This window comes from Nocardia sp. NPDC059228, from assembly GCF_042754245.1.
Lineage (GTDB): Bacteria > Actinomycetota > Actinomycetes > Mycobacteriales > Mycobacteriaceae > Nocardia.
The window spans coordinates 141,863-161,124 of sequence record NZ_JBHZAL010000014.1 but is presented as its reverse complement, the minus strand read 5'-3'; the positions used below and the strand labels follow the sequence as shown (position 1 = coordinate 161,124).

Here is a 19,262-nt window from a genome sequence, read left to right as displayed (position 1 = left end):
CGGTGTTGTCACAGCAACTGCCGTTCGATTCGCTGTATCGGCACGGGTTCGCGCGGGTCGCGGTGGCCGTGCCACCGGTGCGCGTCGCCGATCCGGGCTTCAACGCCGAACAGACCCTGCTGCTGGCCCGGCGCGCCGCGGCCGAGCACGCGGCGCTGACGATCTTCCCCGAGCTCGGGCTTTCCAGCTACACCGCCGACGACCTGTTCCATCAGGACGCGCTGGACGCCGCGGTCGGCCTGGCACTCGAGCGCGTGGTCGAGGAGAGCGCCGCCATCGAGACGGTGCTGGTGGTGGGCGCGCCGGTGCGGGCGCAGGGCCGGCTGTTCAACTGCGGCATCGTGATTCACCGCGGCCGGGTGCTGGGCGCCGCGCCCAAGAGCTACCTGCCCAACTATCGGGAGTTCTACGAGAAGCGTCAGTTCGCGGCCGCGCGGGAGGCCCTCGACGACCAGGTGGTGATCGCCGGGCAGCGGGTGCCGTTCGGGGCCGATCTGCTGTTCGCCGCGCGCAACCTGCCGGATTTCGTGTTCCATCTCGAGATCTGCGAGGACGGCTGGGTACCGTTGCCGCCCAGCGGTTTCGCCGCGCTGGCCGGGGCCAGTGTGCTGGTGAATCTGTCGGCCAGCAATATCGTCATCGGCAAGGCCGACTACCGGCGCGAACTGTGCGCCTCACATTCGGCGCGGTATCTCGCCGCGTACCTGTATTCGGCTGCCGGGCACGGCGAGTCGACCACCGACATGGCCTGGGACGGACAGGCACTGGTGTGCGAGAACGGCAATGTGCTGGCGGAGGGCGAGCGGTTCGCCGGACACCCGCAGGTGGTCACCGCCGATATCGATCTGCGGCGGCTGGCCGCGGACCGGCTGCGCACCACCAGCTTCGCCGACACCGTGCACGATCATCGGGAGCGGCTGCAACGGTTCCGGCGCATCGACGTCGAGCTGCCCGTGCCCGCCGGGACTGTCGCGCTGCGGCGCGAGATCCCACGCTTCCCCTACGTTCCCGCCGATCCGGCCCGCCGCAACGAGCGCTGCGCCGAGGTGCATCGCATCCAGGTGGAGGGACTGAGCACACGGCTGACCGCCACCGGATCACAGCGGGTGGTGATCGGGGTGTCCGGCGGCCTGGACTCCACGGTGGCGCTCATCGTGGCCGCCAAGACCATGGACCGGCTGGGCCTGCCGCGCTCGAATGTCCTGGCCTACACCATGCCCGGCTTCGCCACCAGCACCCGCACCCTCGAGGACGCGCGGCGGCTCATGCGGGCGGTCGGGGCGACGGCACACGAGATCGACATCCGGCCATCGGCCACGCAGATGCTGCGAGACCTGAAGCACCCTGCCGCCGAAGGGGTTCCGCGGTACGACGTCACCTACGAGAACGTGCAGGCGGGCGAGCGCACCTCACACCTGTTCCGGCTCGCCAATCTGCATGATGCCCTGGTCGTCGGCACCGGCGATCTCAGCGAACTCGCGCTGGGCTGGTGCACCTTCGGCGTCGGCGACCACATGGCCCACTACAGCGTGAACGCCTCGGTCCCCAAGACATTGATCAAATACCTGGTGGCCTGGACGATCGACACCGGCGAGCTGGGGCCCGAGGCGGGTGAGGTCCTGGCCTCCATTCTCGCCACCGAGATCTCCCCCGAACTCATTCCTGCCGACGGCGACGCTCCGCCGCAGAGCTCCGAGGCCACCGTCGGCCCCTACGAACTCCAGGACTTCCACCTCTACCACCTGCTCCGCTTCGGCGACCTGCCGAGCCGCATCGCCTACCTGTCCCACCATGTCTGGTCCGACCGCACCCGCGGCGGCTGGCCCGACCTCGTCCCCGCCGACCAGCGCCACGAATACGACCTGCCCGCCGTCAAACACTGGCTGGCCGAATTCCTGCGCCGTTTCATCCAGACCAGCCAGTTCAAACGCTCCACCCTCCCGAATGCCCCCAAGGTCGGTTCGGGCGGATCCCTGTCCCCACGCGGTGATTGGCGCGCACCGAGCGATGCCTCGGCCGCCGCCTGGCTCGACGAGCTCGACCGCAACGTCCCCGGCTGACAACCGCCGCGAATCCGCTACCGCCCAACCCGCACCGAACCACGACCGCGGAGACCTCCATGTTCGCACAACCGCCGGTGAGCCTGCGGCACACAGAACTACGCGACCATTGGTAGCTCCGCGCCACGCACCCACACGACCGCCGGTCGATCTGCGCGTCACAAACTCACGCGACCACCGACGGATCTGCAGCACACAGAACTACACGACCGTCGGTAAGTCCGCATCACGCACCCACACGACCGCCGGTCGACCTGCGCGTCACAAACTCACGCGACCACCGACGGATCTGCAGCACACAGAACTACACGACCGTCGGTAAGTCCGCGCCACGCACCCACACGACCGCCGATGGATCTGCGGGTCACAGACTCACGCGACCGCCGATGGGTCTGCGGCGCACGGGGCGGCTGCCCAGCGTTCGGCCTCGGTGGACGGGTGGACCGAGGCCGAACGGTCCGTGCGAGTCGGACCCTATTGCGGCTGAAGCGGTTTGCGCAGGGCGGCCAGGAACATGGCGTCGGTGCCGTGGCGGTGGGGCCACAGCTGGGCGCCGGGGCCGTCGCCGAGTTCCGGGACGCCCGGGAGCAGGTCGCGGGTGTCGAGCTGTTCCGCGCCGGTGCGGCGGACCATATCGGCCACCACGGACACCGTTTCCGGGAGGTGCGGGGAGCAGGTCGAGTAGACCACGACACCGCCGGGGCGGACGAGATCCCATGCGGCGGTGAGGAGTTCGCGCTGCAGGGTGACCAGGTCGCGGACGTCGGAGGGCTGGCGGCGCCAGCGGGCCTCCGGGCGGCGGCGCAGGGCGCCCAGGCCGGTACAGGGGGCGTCGACGAGGATGCGGTCGAAGCCCGGAGTCAGGCCGCTGTCGCGGCCGTCGGCGACATGGACGTCCACGGGCATGCCGCGGGTCGCCTGACGGACCAGGTCGGCGCGGTGCTCCGCGGGTTCGACGGCATCGACGCGGAAGCCGTCGATATCCGCGATCGCGGCCAGCAGCGCGGTCTTTCCGCCCGGCCCGGCGCACAGGTCGAGCCAGCGGCCGGTGTCGGGACCCTCGAGGGGCGCGCGGGTGACGGCCAGGGCGACCAGCTGGCTGCCCTCGTCCTGGACGGCGGCCATGCCCTCGCGGACCGGCTCCAGCTTCGCCGGGTCACCGCCCTCGAGGTACACCGCGTACGGCGACCAGCGGCCTTCCTCGCCGCCGGTGACCAGGGCCAGTTCCTCGGCGGTGATATCGCCGGGGCGCGCCACCAGGTGCACGGCGGGCCGCGCGTCGTCGGCCGCCAGCACGTCGGCCAGCTCGCCGGCCCGCGCGCCCAGGGCGTCCGCGAAGGCCTGCGCGATCCAGACCGGATGCGCGTACTCGAATGCCAAGTGCCCCAGTGGATCCCGCGGCGCGAGCCGTTCCACCCACTCCTCGGGAGTGCGTTCGGCCACGCGCCGCAGCACCGCGTTCACGAACCCGGCCCGCCCCTGCCCGTACTCCGCTCGCACCAGCGCGACGGACGTGTCGACCGCCGCGTGCGCGCCGATCCGGGTGCGCAGCAGCTGATAGGTCCCCAGCCGCAACGCATCCAGGAGCGGCCCGTCGATCTCCTCGACACCTCGCCCCGCGCACTCCGCGATCACCGCGTCCAGCAGCCCCTGCGACCGCGAGGCCCCATAGGTCAACTCGGTGGCCAGCGCCGCATCACGTCCACTGATATGCCGCTCCCGCAACAGTCCGGGCAGCACCAGATTCGCGTAGGCGTCCCGCTCGCGCACGGCCCGCAGCACATCCCGCGCCACCACCCGCACCGGATCGGCCCCGGCCCGCTCGGCCCGCCGGGCCGCGGCACCGCTCGTGCCGGCCTTCGCGTCCGCCGCAGTCCGCTTCGGCCCCCGGCCCTGCCCCGCAGTCCTTTCGCGATCGAACGAGCCACTCCGGCCGCCCGCGCGGTCACCGCCGTAGGAACGTCCACCCGTGGACGCCGTGCGGTCACGTCCCGCACCCCGCCCATCGCCACCACGAGCCCCACGATCCGACCGGTTCGACCCGGAATCCCGGTCCGCTTCCGGGAATCCGCCGCGCCTGTCGTCGCTCTGCCGACCACCGGTCGCCGAATCGCGCCCGCGGCCGGCGTCCGACCCATCCCCGTCGCGCCCGCGAAGTCCGCCACTCGACCGGTTCGAGCCCGAATTGCGTTCTCCCGCAGGGCGTTCGCCCTTGCCGGAGCCCGCGCGCCGCTGGTCCCCGCCGTCGTTCCCGCGTGATCCGGAGGATCGTGCCGCACCCGAATCGCCTGCTGCCCCGCCGGAGCGGCGGAAGCCGCGACGCTGTTCACCCTCACCGGATTGCGTGCCCCGCGAGTTCGCGGCGCGTGCATCACCGGTTCGGTATCCCGGCGCGCGGCGCTGATCACCCTGGGATCGGTCGCTCGCCCGCGAGATGCCCGAATCCCCGGTAGATGCGGAGCGGCGGAAGCCGCGGCGCTGCTCGCCGTCGCCGGACTGCGGGCGACCGCCGGTGCGCGAATCGCGGTCGCGGCCTTCGCCGTCCGGGCGGGTCACTCGACCACCGTGCCGGGCTCGAGGCGGGCGCCGCGGGCCCAGTCCAGGGCGGGCATCATGCGTTTGCCCTGGGGCTGGACCTGGGTGAGGCGGACCGCGGTGCTCGCGGTGCCGAGGTAGACGCCGGACTTGCGGATATCGATGGTGCCGACCGGGAGCGTCTCCTCCACCATCTCGACGGGGCCGAGTTTGAGGCGTTTGCCGTCGATTTCGGTCCAGGCGCCGGGGGCGGGGGTGACCGCGCGAATCCGGCGGTCGATGGCGAGGGCGGGCTGGCTCCAGCGGATGCGACCGGCCTCGGGATCCACCTTGGGGGCGTAGGAGATTCCGTCCAGGGGCTGCGGAATCGCGTGCACGGTGCCGTCTTCCACGGCGTCGAGGGTGGATTCCAGCAGGACCGAGCCGCTGTCGGCGAGCCGCTCCAGCAGCGAGCCCGCGGTGTCGGCGACGGCGATGCGCTCGGTCATGGTGCCGAAGACCGGGCCGGTGTCGAGGCCCTTCTCGATGCGGAAGGTCGACGCGCCTGTGTACTCGTCACCGGCGAGGATGGCGGCCTGCACCGGCGCGGCGCCGCGCCAGGCGGGCAGCAGCGAGAAGTGCAGGTTGATCCACCCGTGCCGGGGAATGTCGAGCACCGGCTCGGGCAGCAGCGCGCCGTAGGCCACCACCGGGCAGCAGTCGGGCGCCAAAGCCGTGAGCTGCTCGATGAATTCGGGCTCCGACGGCCGCTTGGGCGTGAACACGGGAATCCCGTGTTCGTCGGCCAGCCGTCCGATGGGCGAGCGGGTGATCTTGCGGCCGCGTCCGGCCACCGCGTCCGGCCGGGTCACCACCCCGACCACCTCGTGCCTGGAGGATTCGATGAGCCGCCGCAGCGACGGCACCGCCGGTTCGGGGGTTCCCGCGAAGACCAGACGCATATCAGCGACTCCGTTCCCGGTCACCGGCCGCCGCGCGACGCCGGCCACCGATCTCGGACGCCGGCAGCACGGTGACTCCCTGTGTGAACCAACCGGATTCCCGGATGGTACGCATGGCCTCCTTGCGCGAGGCCGACTCCAGCCGCTGCAGGAACAGCACCCCGTCGAGGTGGTCGGTCTCGTGCTGCACGCAGCGCGCCAGCAGCCCTTCGGCCCGGAACTCGACCGGCTTGCCGTCCATGTCGACACCGCGGGCCAGCACGGTCAGCGGCCGCGTCACGTCGAAGCGCACGCCCGGAATCGACAGGCAGCCCTCCGGCCCGGTCTGGGTCTCGTCGCCGATCACCTCGAAGACCGGGTTGATCAGATGCCCCTGCGCGTCGCCGGTGTCGTAGACGAATACCCGCAGCCCGACCCCGATCTGCGGGGCCGCCATGCCGACGCCTCCGCTCTCGTACATGGTGTCGATGAGGTCGGTCACCAGCTGGCGCACCTCTCGGTCGAACGTCTCGACCTCCGCCGCGCGGGCGCGCAGGATCGGATCGCCGAACAGGCGGACAGGCTGGATGGTCACGGGCAGCTCCCGATAGCGAACGAATACGGTCGTCTCATTTTACGGACGCCCGTGACCACCCTGATCAGGAATGCGCCGCCAACACGACATCGCTGATGCCGGTGCCCAGTGCGACCGGCACGCAGGCCGGTGTCACGGGGTGCGCGGGATCGAGCAGATTGACCACCAGCCGCTGCACGAACGGGTCGTACACCAGGTGGAAATGCCCGGTCAGGTCCTCCGCGCACTGCTCCTGCAGCACGATATTGGTGGCGCCCGCGCCATGTAGCGCGATGTTGGTATTGGGCTGGATCATTTCATCGACGCGGCTGCCGATCGTCGTGTATTTCACACCGGGCACCGTGTCGCCGCCCGCGTTCAGGTCCTTGATGAACGGCGATCCGGCCGCCTGTTGAATGGCGGCGGTGGAGGATCCCATCTCCACGAGCTTGTAGATGCCCGGCACCGCGTCGGCGATCGGCACCAGCCCGTACATGATCCCGCCGTAGCTGGGCGAGGCCAGGCCGATCCACTGGCCGACCTTCGGCGCGCCGCCGAGCTTGTTGATCCAGTACCGGGTCACGCTGGCGCCCTGCGAGAATCCGACCAGATCCACCTGGGTGGCCCCGGTCGCCGCGAGCACCTGATCGACGAAGGTGCCGATCTGCGCGGAGCTGGCCCACACGTCCTCGGTGCCGTACGTGTCCTTGCCGGGTTTGCCGCCGTAGTTGAGGGCGAACACGCAGATCCCGGCCTGGGCCAGCAGTGGGCTGATGCCCGACCAGTCGGAGTAGGCCGAGGAGTCGGTGCCGTGTGCGAGCACGACAGGGCGCGGATGCTCCGCGGTCGGTGTGCAGCCGAAGTCGTTGGCGCCCTGGGGGGCCGCGTCCGGATGCTCCTTGAGATAGCGGGCCGCCGCCAGATGTTCGGTCTGCGGCGGCCCCTGTTGCGCCGGTACCTGGAGTACCGGAGTCACGGCCGGTTCGGCCTGTGCGTACGTCCCCATCGGTGTGGCGGCCGTACCGATCACGGCGGCCGCCAGCGCCATCACCCCCACCGGCGCCACGCGGCGCAGTGCGCGGGTCCGGCTCCTCTGTTGTCCCATGTCACAAGATCGCATGGGGCGCTTTTGTCCCATGTCACGATCTTCGCCGGAATCAGGTCGAATGTTCCAGCGGGAAGCGCGGTTTCGAGGCCATTACTTTTCGGGTGTGTCGTCCTCGGCGAGGATCCGGTAGAGCGAGCGGCGCGCCTCGGTGAGCACCTCCGCCGCCTTGGCCGCCTGCTCCTGGGTGCCGACCGCGGCCACCTGGGCGACCGCGCCCATCAGCTGGCCGACCAGTCCGCGCAGGTCCAGGGCCTGATCGCCGACGCCGTCCTTGACGTCCTGCCAGGGATCGCCCAGCTCGGCGCGGTTGGCCTCGACGTACTCGGCACCGGATTCGGTGAGTTTGGCCGTCTTTCGACCCGACACCTTCTCGATCAGCACCAGCCCCTCGTCCTCGAGCTGCGCGAGCGCGGGGTAGATGGAGCCCGGGCTGGGACGCCAGACATCCTGGCTGCGTTCGCGGATCTGCTGGATCAGCTCGTAGCCGTGCATGGGCCGCTCCTGCAGCAGCAGGAGGATGGCCGCGCGGACATCGCCGCGCCGGCCGCGCCCGCCCCGGCCGCGGCCGCGGCCGAAATGCGGACCGGGTCCGAAGCCGGGACCGAAGTCCGGGCCGAAACCACGACCGTGGCCGTGGCGGTGCGGACCGAAGTCGCCGCGCGGGCCACGCGGGCCACCGCGACGCATCCGCGGGTGTTCGGGGCCCTGCCGCTCTTCGGCGCGCAGTCGCCGCCAGGGGCCGCGGCCCCGTTCGATGTCGTCCATGTGTTCCATGGTCGTGCCTCCTTCAAGGCTCGTCGTTGTGTTTGTTGCTATCGACGATATATCGCCAATCTATCCACAACAAGGGTGAGACGAGACACAAACCGTCCGGTTTCGACTTAGGCGGTCAGGCGACCGTGGGCGCGACCCTGCCGGGAGCGTCGCCGAATCCCGCACCCGCAGAAGCAGACTCATCGCATCCAGCCCGTGAGTCGAACCACTACTCCTCAACTTGTCTGAGGAATTTGCTACGGTGGGCCCATGACGGATCCGGTGCTGAACGTGAGCGACGTGACGGTGGTGCGCGGCGGAAACCCCATCCTGCAAGGGGTTTCACTCACCGTGCGCGCCGGTGAGCACTGGGCGCTACTGGGTCCCAACGGCGCGGGCAAGACCACCTTGCTGCGCATGCTCGGCGCGTTCGAGCATCCGACCCGGGGCGGTGTGGAGGTGCTCGGGGAGCGGCTGGGCCGCGTCGACATGCGCGCTCTGCGGGCCGGTATCGGCCATGTCGATCCGTGCCACACGCCGAGCGGCCCGCTCACGGTCCGCGACGTGGTGATCACCGGCGTGACCAACACCGCCGGCCTCATCCCCCGCTGGCACGCGACGCCCGCCCAGCTCGCCGAGGCCGACCGCCTGATCGACCTGCTCGGCCTGGCCCACCGCCGTGACGCCGACTGGCAGATTCTGTCCCAGGGCCAGCGGGGGCGCACCCTCATCGCCCGCGCCCTCATGCCCAATCCGCGCCTGCTCCTGCTCGACGAACCCGCCACCGGCCTGGATCTGGCCGGGCGCGAACAACTCCTGGAACGCCTCGACCTGCTCCAGCGCGCCCACCCAGACCTCGCCTCGGTCCTGGTCACCCACCACCTGGAAGAACTCCCGCCGGGCACCAGCCACGCCATGCTCCTGCGCAACGGCCACACGGTCGCCGCGGGCCCGGTCGGCGAGGTGATCACCACCGCCCACATCAGCGCCTGCTTCGACCACCCGGTCCGCATCCTCCGCGACGAGGGCCGCTGGTCCGTGAGACCCGCTCAGCCCCAACTGAACTGACCCGAACTCACCGCGCCGCCCGGCCCCCCGAACCGCATGACCGGCCCACACTCACGCATCCGCATCCGGCGCGTCCCGGGCTTCACGAGATTGCGCTCAACCAGCTGACCCGAGCCGCTCATCTGCCCGAATGGGCCGATGCGCCTCGCGGCCGGATGGGGGGCGCTCAGGTTGCGGGGACGAGGGAGTCGATCCAGCGTTCCAGGCGTGCGCCTTCGGCTTCCATCATCGCGGGGTCGCGGAAGGTGTTGGTGAGCAGGGAGATTCCCTGATAGGCGGCCAGGAGGGCGACGGCCAGTTCGTGGGAGTCGGCGCGGCCCATGGCGGCGAACTGGGTGTCGATCCAGTCCAGGAGGCCGCGCATGACGGCGGCCAGTTCGCGGTCGAGGCCGTCGGCGCGTTTGTCGAGTTCGGTGGCGAGAGAGCCGGAGGGGCAACCGAATTGGGCGGCGAGGTCGCGCTGGTCGACCCAGCCGCGGACCAGGGCCTTCAGCCGTTCGGCGGGGGCGTCGAAGAGTTCCAGGGCCGCGATGATCTCCTGGGCGGTGCGGGCGTGGGCGCCGATCGCGGCCTGGACCAGCTGATCCTTGGTTTTGAAGTAGTAGTACACGTTGCCCACCGGCACCTCGGCGGCACGCGCGATATCGGCGATGGTCGTCTTCTCGACGCCCTGTTCATGGAAGACCTTGGCGGCCGCGTCCGCGAGCCGCTCCCGCTTCCCCGCCTTCGGGGCCGCCGCCCGCAGGACTGAGTTAGTCATACGACTCACTATAGACAATGCCCGGTCACATGCCCTATGGTTCGAGTTAGTCAGCCAACTAACTCAGGAGTGGACAGATGATCGTGGTAACCGGTGCGACCGGAAACGTCGGCAGCGCTCTCGTGCGTGAGCTCGCGGAGGCCGGCGAGAAGGTGGTCGCAGTGTCACGGGGCGAGAAGCCGGTGGATCTGCCCGAGGGCGCCGAGCACCGCCGCGCCGATATCGGGGAGCTGGACGGCCTCGCCGAGGCGGTGGCCGGTGCGCGGGCGTTGTTCCTGCTCATCACGGGCCCGCAGCTGGTGACGGGACCGGCGCCCGCCGAGGTGCTGGAAACCGTTGCGGCGGCGGGTGTCCGGCGAGTGGTGTTCCTGTCCTCGCAGGGCGCGGTGACGCGGCCGGGCGGTGACGGCTACGCGCGCACGCTGGAATTCGAGAAGGCGCTGGCCACTTCGGATCTGGAGTGGACGGTGCTGCGGCCGGGCGGGTTCTTCAGCAATACCTTCGCCTGGATCGAGCCGGTACGGGCCGAGCGGATGATTCCCGCGCCGTTCGGGGATGTCGGTCTGCCGCAGGTGGATCCGGCCGATATCGCGGCCATGGCCGCGGCGGCACTGCGGGAGGACGGCCATGACCGGCAGGTCTACACGGTGACCGGTCCGGAGCTCGTCACCCCGCGCCAGCAGGCGCAGGCGCTGGCGGCCGCGCTGGGCGAGCCGCTGCGGTTCGCGGAGCTCACCCGCGAGCAGGCTCGGGCGAACATGCTGCGGTTCATGCCGGAATCGGTCGCGGACCACACGCTCACCATCCTCGGCGAGCCGACGCCCGAGGAGCAGCTGGTCAGCGGCGATGTCGAGCGGGTGCTGGGCCGGCGGGCAACCGGATACGCCGAATGGGCGGCCCGCGTGGCTCCGGCCTTCCGGTGAATCTCGCCATTGAACATTTAGTATACCGTCGCTTATCGTACGCGTATGCATACTAAATCCTTCTCGGACGGCACGGTGCTGATGCCGTGGAATCCCGGCCCGAATCACCAGTTCTCGGGCCCGGTCTTCGTCAGCGTCACCGATTTCCTCGCGAGTTCGGAGACGGAGTCGCGCGAGATCTATACGACCGGGCTGGAATTGGGGAAAACGTGGCCGGTCATGCAGGGCGCGGTCGGCCTGTGGCTGTGGGGCAGGCCGGCCGAGTTCCGCGGCGGCTCGATCTCGGTGTGGGAATCGGAGCGGGACATGCGCCGGTTCGTGCGGTGGCCGGTGCACACCGCGATCGTGCGGGCCTGGCGCGGCCGGGTCGGCGTCGGCGTCGACTCCTGGCAGGCCGAAAAGTTCGACGCCGACGCGATTCTGACCCGCGCCGGCGACACGATCGAAAGGCCGCACCGGCACGCCGCCTAATCTTGTCCGCATGACAGACCGTCCGGACCTGGCAGCGATGATCGTCCCCCTGGGCCGCGCCCTCATGGCGGCCGAGCAACCGGTGCTCGCCGCACACGGACTCACCATGTGGGCGTACGTCGTGCTGCTGCATCTGGACGAGGGGCCCGCGCGGGGTCAGGGCGTGCTGGCGCAGGAGATCGGGGCGGACAAGACGCGCATCATCGCGGTGCTCGACGACCTGCAGGAGCGGGGCCTCATCGAACGCCACCCCGATCCGGCCGACCGCCGGGCCCGGCTGCTCGCCCTCACCCCCGAGGGCCGTCGCCTACGCGACGCGGCACAGGCCGGGATCCAGGCCCAGGAGGATCACCTGCTGGGCAAGCTCCCCGCCGCCGATCGCCGCGGCTTCCTCAATGCCCTCATCACCCTCGCCGCCCTTCCCCGCGACGAAATCACCGGCCCCTGACCAGGTTCAGCCGATGTCGATGGGGTCGATCTGGACACGTAGGGGCGCGTCGGAGCGATGGGTGCTGCGGACAGCCTGAGCGGCGGCGAGGGCGCGGGAGAGGGCCGCGCCGGTGGCGCGGTCGGCGCGCAGGATCATGCGTTCGACCTCGGCGGGAGAGTCGCCGGAGGAGAACGGCTTTCGCGCACCCGGCGGCAGCGGAACCGGGCCCAGGATCTCGACGCCGTCGGGAAGCTGTGCCTCGCCGAGCAATTCGGCGATGGAGTCCGAGGTGCCGTCGATGGCGGCGAAGCGAACTGCCGGCGGGAAGCGCACCTCGGTGCGCTGCTCGAGCTCGAAACCGGCGTGCCACACCGGATCCCAGCGCACCAGCGCCTGCACGGTCGGGATCCCGGCGTCCGCCATGACGATGACCCGGCCGCCGGGGCGCACCAGCGCCGCGGCCGACATCCAGCGGCGCAGGGCGTCCTCGGCGGCGCGGAGATCGGCGCGGCCGAGCAGGGCCCAGCCGTCGAGCAGCATGGCGACGGCGTAACCGCCGGGCACCCGGGGTTCCGCGCCGATGGTGGACACCACGACCTGCGGGCCCTCCGGCACGGTGTTCAGGATCGACGACCCGCCCGAACCTCGCACGGGCACACCGGGAAACGCGCGTCCCAGTTCTTCGGCCGTGCGCGACGCGCCGATGACGACGGCCCGCAGCGCCCGCGATCCGCAGGCTCCGCAGCGGAAGGCCGCCTCGGTGATCCCGCACCAGCGGCAGGCCGGGCTCTGCGCCTCGGCCACCCCTTCCCGCCCGCTGCGCAGCGCGCCACGTGACGCGGGCGCGCTGTCCGGCAGCGCCAGTGGACCGTTGCAATGGCGGCAGCGTGCCGGGGTCCGGCACTTGGCGCAGGCGAGCGCCGGGATGTATCCGCGCCGCGGCACCTGAACCAGCACCGGCCCACCGGCCTTGATCGCCTTGCGCGCCTCCGTGAACGCCACGGCCGGAATGCGGATGGCCTGCGCGATCGGGTCCCGCTCCAGTGCCGCGTCGGTATCGCCGGGCGCGGTGATGCGCGGCATGGCCTGCCGCACCACGGCCCGATCCGCGAGCAGATCGTGCGCCCAGCCGGATTCGACGATCGCCTGCACCTCGGCCGTCCGCGAGAACCCGCCCGCCACGAACGCCGCCCCGGTCTCGTGCGCCCGCAGCATGGCCACTTCCCTCGCATGCGGATACGGCGACCGCGGTTCGGCGAAGGTATCGTCCCCGTCATCCCAGATGGCGATCAGCCCAAGATCTTTCACCGGCGAGAACACGGCACTCCGCGTCCCCACGACGACCCGCGCCGTTCCCCGCAACACCGACAGCCAGCGCCGATACCGCGCCGAGGGCCCCAACCCCGCCGCCAATCCCACCGCCGACTCCCCCACCAGCGCAACACATTCCCCCAGCACCCGATCCAGATCCCGCTGATCCGGCACCATGATCACCGCACTGCGGCCGCCGCGCACCGTCACCGCCGCGAGCTCCGCCAGCCGCCGCGCCCAGTCCTCCCCCGGCAATGCCTGCCACCCTGCCCGCGGCCCGCGCCCTGCCGCCAGCGCGCCCAGGAACGAATGCCCGTGGACATACCGCCCCCACGCCGGGAACTCAGCGGCCGACATCGGCGAAGCAGCGGTTACCGGCTGCTTCCCGGACTCGTCTGCTGGCACCGCGGCCACTGAAGCCGTCGAGTGGTCGCCGTCGCCGTGCACAACCAGATCAGGCTGCGCAGCAACGGTTCCCGTCGAGCTTTCGGAGGGGACCACGGCCGCGTCGGCGGCCACAGCCATCGACACCGAATCGCTGTCGGCGACAGGAGTCATCTCATCCGTGGCGGATACATCGCTGCCCTGAACCGGGGCGGTGTCCGCACCCTCGCCGTGCGCGGCGTCCCCGATGTCGCTTCCGCCCGCGATCGCGAGCGCCGACTCCCGCACAGACGCGCCACCCTGCGGAACGGGGTGTGCGGCAGCGTCTTCAGCGTTTCCGGGCACGACGGAGGTCGTCGCGTCACTCGGATGCGATGCGGTGGTGCGGGCCTGCGCAACGTCGGGGTGGGCCGAGTCATCAGCTGCCGCAACAGGATCAGCAGCCAGGGGGCTCTTCTTCGAAGTGCGCTTGGGCTTTTCGGGCTTTTCCACGCCCTCCGATTCGACCTTGGCGTGGCGGGGCGGGATGGCGAGGCGGAGGACGTCGGCGCGAGTGCCCGCGTAGCGGGCGGCCACGGCGGTGACGAGGGCGAGGATCTCCGGGGTGAGGACGCGTTCGCCGGAGACGACACGTTCGAGGCGAACGAGTTTGCCGGTGTGATCGGACTTTGCGCGGCGTTCGAGGAGGTAGCCGTCGACGAGGCGGCCGGCGAAGCGGACGCGGACCCGGACGCCGGGCTGGGCGAGCTCGTCCATCTCGGGCGGGACCAGGTAGTCGAAATCCCGGTCCAGGTGGGCGGGTTCGAGCAGGGGCAGGACCCGCGCGATCGGCCGGGGCTCGCCAGCGCGCTCCACCTCCCTGCACTTGGCGGGAGCGTCGGACTCGGAGGGGTTCTCCGTGCCCGACGCTCCCGTCGAGAGTGGTGGGGTGCCGGTCAACTACAGCCCGGCGGCCGCACGCAGCTTCTCCGCGCGGTCGGTGCGCTCCCACGGCAGATCGACGTCGGTGCGGCCGAAGTGGCCGTAGGCGGCGGTCGGCGCGTAGATCGGGCGCAACAGGTCCAGGTCGCGGATGATCGCGCCGGGGCGCAGGTCGAAGACCTGACCGATGGCGTCGGAGATCTTGATCGGGTCGATCAGCTCGGTGCCGAAGGTCTCGACGAACAGGCCGACCGGGGCGGCCTTGCCGATGGCGTAGGCGACCTGGACCTCGACCCGCTCGGCCAGGCCGGCGGCGACGACATTCTTGGCGACCCAGCGCATGGCGTAGGCGGCCGAGCGGTCGACCTTCGACGGGTCCTTGCCCGAGAAGGCGCCACCACCGTGGCGGGCCATGCCGCCGTAGGTGTCGACGATGATCTTGCGGCCGGTCAGGCCCGCGTCACCCATGGGTCCACCGAGCACGAACTTGCCGGTCGGGTTGACCAGCAGGCGGACATCGGAGGTGTCCAGCGGGTTGGGCAGCTGGAGCTCGCCGAGCACCGCGTCGACGACCTTCTCGCGGATGTCCGGGGTGAGCAGGTTGTCCAGGTCGATGTCGGCCGCGTGCTGGGTCGAGATGACCACGGTGTCGAGGCGCTTGGGGATAGCGCCGTCGTACTCGATGGTGACCTGGGTCTTGCCGTCGGGACGCAGGTACGGCAGCACGCCGGACTTGCGGACCTCGGTCAGGCGGCGAGACAGCTTGTGCGCCAGCGAGATCGGCAGCGGCATCAGCTCGGGGGTCTCGACGGTGGCGTAACCGAACATCAGGCCCTGGTCGCCCGCGCCCTGACGGGCGATCTCGTCGTCCTCGCCGCCCACGCGGGCCTCGTGCGAGGTGTCCACGCCCATGGCGATGTCCGGCGACTGGGCGCCGATGGCGACGTTCACACCGCAGGAGGCGCCGTCGAAACCCTTTGCGGAGGAGTCGTACCCGATCTCCAGGACCTTCTCGCGGACGATGGTCGGAATATCGGCGTAGGCCGTGGTGGTGACTTCACCGGCCACGTGCACCTGACCGGTGGTCACCAGGGTCTCCACCGCGACCCGGCTGCGCGGATCGGCCGCGAGCAACGCGTCGAGGATGGAATCGCTGATGGCATCACAGATCTTGTCGGGGTGACCCTCGGTCACCGACTCACTGGTGAATAGGCGGCTGCCAGACGTGCGCACAGTTGTTCCCTCTCCCTCAACGGGTTTCTCGTATCGGGTGGCGACAGTAGCGTCTCCGCTGCATCGCACAACCCTTTGTCTCAGGTTATTCCAATATGTTCGTCACAGGGGCGAGCCGCCCTCGTTAAGAAACACATCGTGACTCAGACAGTCGCCGTTAATCTGCCGCCCCAGCGGCAGACAGCGGCAAGTGCCCGAACCCTGCGGTGCCGAGGCTTCAGCGGAGCAAGGGGCCGAGTGCATCCAGCACCCGGCTGGCCAGCAGTGCCTTGGACCCGTGGTCCAGGGCGATCTCGGTGCCGTCGGCACCGAGCAACCAGCCGTCGTTGGTGTCGACCTCGAAGGCCTTACCCTCCCCGACGGCATTCACGACCAGCAGGTCGCAGCCTTTACGGGCCAGTTTGGCCCGGGCGTGGGTGAGCACATCAGCGTGCTCGTCCCCGGTCTCGGCGGCGAAGCCGACGATCGCGGTGCCCGGTAGGTGCCCGTCGCGACGGGACTGCACCAACCCGGCCAGGATATCCGGTGTCTTGGCGAGCGCGATCGAATCCGGTTCTCCCGCACCCTTTTTGATCTTAGCCGCCGCCACGTTCACCGGACGGAAGTCGGCCACCGCCGCGGCCATGACGACCGCGTCCGCACCCAGCGAGTGCTTGTCGACGGCCACCTTCAGCTGTTCGGCGGTGGTCACGTGCACGACCTCCACCGCGGCCGGCGGTTCGAGCCCGATGGTATTGCCCGCGATCAGCGTCACCTGCGCACCGCGCTGGGCGGCCAGGCGGGCGATCGCGTAGCCCTGCTTGCCGGAGCTCCGATTGCCCAGGAAGCGCACCGGATCCAGCGGTTCCCGGGTGCCACCCGCGGACACCACGACGCGGCGGCCCTCGAGGTCGCGCGGCAGGGCGTCGGCGCGTTCGAGCAGCAGCCGGGCCAGACCGAAGATCTCCTCCGGCTCGGGCAGCCGGCCCGGGCCGGTGTCGGTGCCGGTCAGCCGGCCCGAGGCCGGTTCCATGACCACGGCGCCGTGCCCGCGCAGCGTCGCCACGTTCGCGCGGGTGGCCGGATGCTCCCACATCTCGGTGTGCATGGCCGGGGCGAACAGGATCGGACAGCGCGCGGTCAGCAGCGTCGCGGTCAGCAGATCGTCGGCGCGGCCCTGCGCGGCGCGGGCCATCAGGTCCGCGGTGGCGGGGGCGATGACGACCAGGTCGGCCTCCTGGCCGAGGCGCACGTGCGGCACCTCGGGCACATCGGCGAAGACACCGGTGTGCACGGGGTGGCCGGACAGCGCCTCGAAGGTGGCCTTGCCGACGAATTGCAGCGCCGACTCGGTGGGAATGACACGAACCTCGTGCCCGGTTTCGGTGAACCGGCGCACGAGGTTGCAGCTCTTGTAGGCGGCGATACCGCCGCCGACTCCGACGACGATCCGGGTCACCGCGGGACTACTCCCCTTCGGAGTGCTCGAGCAGGTCGGCGTGGATCTCGCGCATCGCCACCGACAGCGGCTTCTCCTGCAGACCCGGCTCGACCAGCGGACCGACGTATTCGAGAATGCCGTCGCCGAGCTGGTTGTAGTAATCGTTGATCTGCCGGGCCCGCTTGGCCGCGTAGATGACCAGCGCGTACTTGGACGAAGTCCGCTCCAGCAGTTCGTCGATCGGCGGGTTGGTGAGGCCGACCGGAGTGTCGTAGGCGGGCGCGGTCTTGATGTCCGTACTCACTAGGAGGACTCCTGCGGGGTTGTTCGGAAGGGTGGCATCCGGCTCGCTTCGAAGACGAGCCGGTAGTTCGGGACCTATGACCCCGAATTTGTGCTAACGAACAACGATACCAACTGCTCACAGGCGCTGGTCACGTGGTCGTTCACGATGACGATGTCGAACTCGTCACATGCAGCCAATTCGGTGCGAGCGGTCTGCAGACGACGCTCGATCACCTCGGGCGATTCCGTCCCGCGCGAGGTCAGGCGGGACACCAGCTCGTCCCAGCTGGGTGGGGCCAGGAAGACCAGTTTGGCTTCCGGCATGGTCTTGCGGATCGAGCGCGCGCCCTCGAGGTCCACCTCGATCAGGACATGATGTCCGGACGTGAGCGCTTCCCGCACGGGTGCGGCCGGGGTGCCCGACCGCTGCAGTCCACCATGGATGTCGGCCCATTCGAGCAGTTCGCCCGCCACGATCATGGCGTCGAACTTCTCACGGGTGACGAATCGGTAGTCCCGGCCGTCGACCTCCCCGGGCCGCGGAGCCCGGGTGGTGGCCGACACACTGAATACCAATTCGGGCAGTCGTTCGCGCACGCAGCGCACGACGGTGGACTTACCGACGGCCGAGGGGCCGACCAGGACAACCAGTCGACCCTTCCGAGTGTGTTCGACCACCCTCGGATTATTCGGCGCTGAAGTCGAACCGGGCCAGCAGCGCCTTACGCTGCCGGTCGCCCAGTCCGCGCAGGCGGCGGGTGGGAGCGATCTCGAGCTCGCTCATGATCTCGGCCGCCTTGACCTTGCCAACCTTCGGCAGGGCCTCGAGCAGCGCCGAAACCTTCATCTTGCCGAGGACTTCGTCCTTCTCGGCGTCCGCAAGGACCGTCTTCAGATCGGTGCCACCACGCTTCAAGCGCTCCTTGAGCTCCGCCCGAGCGCGGCGAGCGGCAGCCGCCTTCTCCAAAGCAGCGGCGCGCTGCTCGTCAGTCAGCTGGGGAAGGGCCACGGTTCCTCCGTCTCATCGTTCATTGCTTGATCTACCTCCGGTAACCCGGTGGTCTCAGCGACCGTACCCACGACGCTTGCCGATTGCGAACCCACCCCCCAGGTCAGCGCGTGATTCGGGCCGCGACCGGGCTGGATGGGCAGCGGCGCGGGCAGTGCCGGACCGGCCCCCGCGATCCGCTCCGCACGGTCGCGAATAGCCTTGCAGCCAGGGCTTTTTCGCGGACTTGACAGGGCTCGGAAGAGGTCGGACGGGCCCCGCGCGAAACCGTGACCGACCTGTAATCACGCGACCTGGATTTTTCTTGGATTTCTCGGCGTGTCGTTCGATTCAGCACCGCGTGTCGCGCATCACCCGAGGCGCTGCGAAGGGTGCCGAAACACGCAATTCCGACACCTTCCCTTGCAGGTCGGGCCGTTTCGGGGCGGCCCTGCCACCGTCGGAACGGCCTGTTTTCCACCCCTCACGCGGCCACTGACGGCTCAAACCTCCCGGCGCCGACGAACTACGCCCGCCGCGGTGCGGCGGGCGTGAGAGAGGCGATACGGACAAGCGTTCGATCGGCTCGCCGGACGGGTTCGCCAACAGCGAACAAGATCGCGTCAGTCGTCGTACCGGCACAGCTCCACGAGCGTGCCCTCCGGAGCCCGCACATGCGCCACGCGCATGCCCCACGCGGGCTGATCGGCGGGCTCGGCGGCGATCCGGGCGCCGCGCTCGCGCAGGGTCTCGACGGCCCGGTCGACATCGGCGACGCGCAAAACCACGACGACCGTGTCGATCTCGCCGCGCGGGCGATGCGCGGCGCCGATCGCGGCGTCCATGTAGGCGCGGGTGAACAGCGCGAGATCCTGGCCGCCCAGGGTGAAGCAGGCGTAGGGGCCATCGTCGGATTCGGGGACGTCGCCGGGCACCTCCTGCTTCAGGGGCAGGCCCAGGACGTCACGATAGAAGCGATAGCTGGACGCGAAATCGTCCACCAGGACGCGGGTTTGGCCGTAGGAGACGAGGCCGAGGCCGGCGTCGGACATGAGAAATCCCACCTTTCTACCGAGCAGTCGGGTTTCAGCCTAGTGCTCCGGGCAGGCGGCCGATCA

18 protein-coding genes are annotated in these 19,262 nt (G+C 70.1%); 5 read left to right on the top strand and 13 right to left on the bottom strand.

Annotated features, from left to right (window positions below; genetic code table 11):
* The first annotated feature begins 5 nt into the window (after nt 1–5).
* Nucleotides 6–2,060: an NAD(+) synthase gene (locus ACFXKA_RS22550; protein WP_379428740.1), complete on the top strand. Its 2,055-nt coding sequence runs from the start codon at nt 6–8 to the stop codon at nt 2,058–2,060.
* Nucleotides 2,061–2,534: 474 nt separating this feature from the next.
* Here the strand turns inward: ACFXKA_RS22550 and ACFXKA_RS22545 are convergent, their stop codons facing one another.
* The 5 genes from ACFXKA_RS22545 to ACFXKA_RS22525 form a co-directional block, all read right to left on the bottom strand.
* Complete coding sequence (locus tag ACFXKA_RS22545) at nt 2,535–3,863, bottom strand: RsmB/NOP family class I SAM-dependent RNA methyltransferase (protein WP_379428739.1); 1,329 nt, start codon at nt 3,861–3,863, stop codon at nt 2,535–2,537.
* Between the two features lie 749 nt (nt 3,864–4,612).
* Complete coding sequence (gene fmt, locus ACFXKA_RS22540; RefSeq protein WP_354837440.1) at nt 4,613–5,536, bottom strand: methionyl-tRNA formyltransferase; 924 nt, start codon at nt 5,534–5,536, stop codon at nt 4,613–4,615.
* 1 nt (nt 5,537) lies between these two features.
* On the bottom strand, nt 5,538–6,110 hold the full coding sequence (def, locus tag ACFXKA_RS22535; protein ID WP_379428738.1) for a peptide deformylase: 573 nt from the start codon (nt 6,108–6,110) through the stop codon (nt 5,538–5,540).
* A 64-nt stretch (nt 6,111–6,174) separates the two neighbouring features.
* A complete protein-coding gene (locus ACFXKA_RS22530; RefSeq protein WP_379428737.1) occupies nt 6,175–7,194 on the bottom strand; it encodes an esterase/lipase family protein in 1,020 nt (339 codons plus the stop codon).
* A gap of 93 nt (nt 7,195–7,287) precedes the next feature.
* A complete protein-coding gene (locus ACFXKA_RS22525) occupies nt 7,288–7,884 on the bottom strand; it encodes a PadR family transcriptional regulator (RefSeq protein WP_379428779.1) in 597 nt (198 codons plus the stop codon).
* A 336-nt stretch (nt 7,885–8,220) separates the two neighbouring features.
* Between ACFXKA_RS22525 and ACFXKA_RS22520 the strand changes: the two genes are divergently transcribed.
* On the top strand, nt 8,221–9,018 hold the full coding sequence (locus ACFXKA_RS22520; protein WP_379428736.1) for an ABC transporter ATP-binding protein: 798 nt from the start codon (nt 8,221–8,223) through the stop codon (nt 9,016–9,018).
* Nucleotides 9,019–9,184: 166 nt separating this feature from the next.
* Here ACFXKA_RS22520 and ACFXKA_RS22515 read toward each other — a convergent pair whose 3' ends face one another.
* Nucleotides 9,185–9,778, bottom strand: coding sequence for a TetR/AcrR family transcriptional regulator (locus ACFXKA_RS22515; RefSeq protein WP_379428734.1), 594 nt, complete (start codon nt 9,776–9,778; stop codon nt 9,185–9,187).
* Nucleotides 9,779–9,855: 77 nt separating this feature from the next.
* Between ACFXKA_RS22515 and ACFXKA_RS22510 the strand changes: the two genes are divergently transcribed.
* From ACFXKA_RS22510 to ACFXKA_RS22500, 3 genes are read left to right on the top strand one after another with little or no spacing between them, the layout of a single operon-like run.
* The gene (locus ACFXKA_RS22510) at nt 9,856–10,701 is read left to right on the top strand and encodes an SDR family oxidoreductase (protein WP_379428732.1); all 846 of its coding nucleotides are present in this window, start codon (nt 9,856–9,858) and stop codon (nt 10,699–10,701) included.
* 45 nt (nt 10,702–10,746) lie between these two features.
* Nucleotides 10,747–11,172, top strand: a complete 426-nt coding sequence (locus ACFXKA_RS22505; protein WP_379428731.1) for a hypothetical protein — start codon at nt 10,747–10,749, stop codon at nt 11,170–11,172.
* 10 nt (nt 11,173–11,182) lie between these two features.
* The gene (locus ACFXKA_RS22500) at nt 11,183–11,620 is read left to right on the top strand and encodes a MarR family winged helix-turn-helix transcriptional regulator (protein WP_357003188.1); all 438 of its coding nucleotides are present in this window, start codon (nt 11,183–11,185) and stop codon (nt 11,618–11,620) included.
* Between the two features lie 6 nt (nt 11,621–11,626).
* Here the strand turns inward: ACFXKA_RS22500 and ACFXKA_RS22495 are convergent, their stop codons facing one another.
* The 7 genes from ACFXKA_RS22495 to ACFXKA_RS22465 form a co-directional block, all read right to left on the bottom strand.
* On the bottom strand, nt 11,627–14,152 hold the full coding sequence (locus ACFXKA_RS22495) for a primosomal protein N' (protein WP_379428730.1): 2,526 nt from the start codon (nt 14,150–14,152) through the stop codon (nt 11,627–11,629).
* 84 nt (nt 14,153–14,236) lie between these two features.
* Nucleotides 14,237–15,451, bottom strand: a complete 1,215-nt coding sequence (metK, locus tag ACFXKA_RS22490) for a methionine adenosyltransferase (RefSeq protein WP_354837423.1) — start codon at nt 15,449–15,451, stop codon at nt 14,237–14,239.
* Nucleotides 15,452–15,668: 217 nt separating this feature from the next.
* A complete protein-coding gene (coaBC, locus tag ACFXKA_RS22485; RefSeq protein WP_379428729.1) occupies nt 15,669–16,889 on the bottom strand; it encodes a bifunctional phosphopantothenoylcysteine decarboxylase/phosphopantothenate--cysteine ligase CoaBC in 1,221 nt (406 codons plus the stop codon).
* 7 nt (nt 16,890–16,896) lie between these two features.
* Nucleotides 16,897–17,175, bottom strand: coding sequence for a DNA-directed RNA polymerase subunit omega (gene rpoZ / locus ACFXKA_RS22480; RefSeq protein WP_067713345.1), 279 nt, complete (start codon nt 17,173–17,175; stop codon nt 16,897–16,899).
* Nucleotides 17,176–17,249: 74 nt separating this feature from the next.
* Nucleotides 17,250–17,834, bottom strand: coding sequence for a guanylate kinase (gene gmk, locus ACFXKA_RS22475; protein WP_354837419.1), 585 nt, complete (start codon nt 17,832–17,834; stop codon nt 17,250–17,252).
* A gap of 7 nt (nt 17,835–17,841) precedes the next feature.
* Nucleotides 17,842–18,165 (bottom strand): integration host factor, actinobacterial type, encoded by a 324-nt coding sequence (gene mihF / locus ACFXKA_RS22470; RefSeq protein WP_033086940.1) that lies wholly within the window; start codon nt 18,163–18,165, stop codon nt 17,842–17,844.
* 602 nt (nt 18,166–18,767) lie between these two features.
* Nucleotides 18,768–19,196 carry a VOC family protein gene (locus tag ACFXKA_RS22465; RefSeq protein WP_354837416.1) on the bottom strand — a complete coding sequence of 143 codons (429 nt, stop codon included), beginning with the start codon at nt 19,194–19,196 and terminating at the stop codon, nt 18,768–18,770.
* Nucleotides 19,197–19,262: the final 66 nt, after the last annotated feature.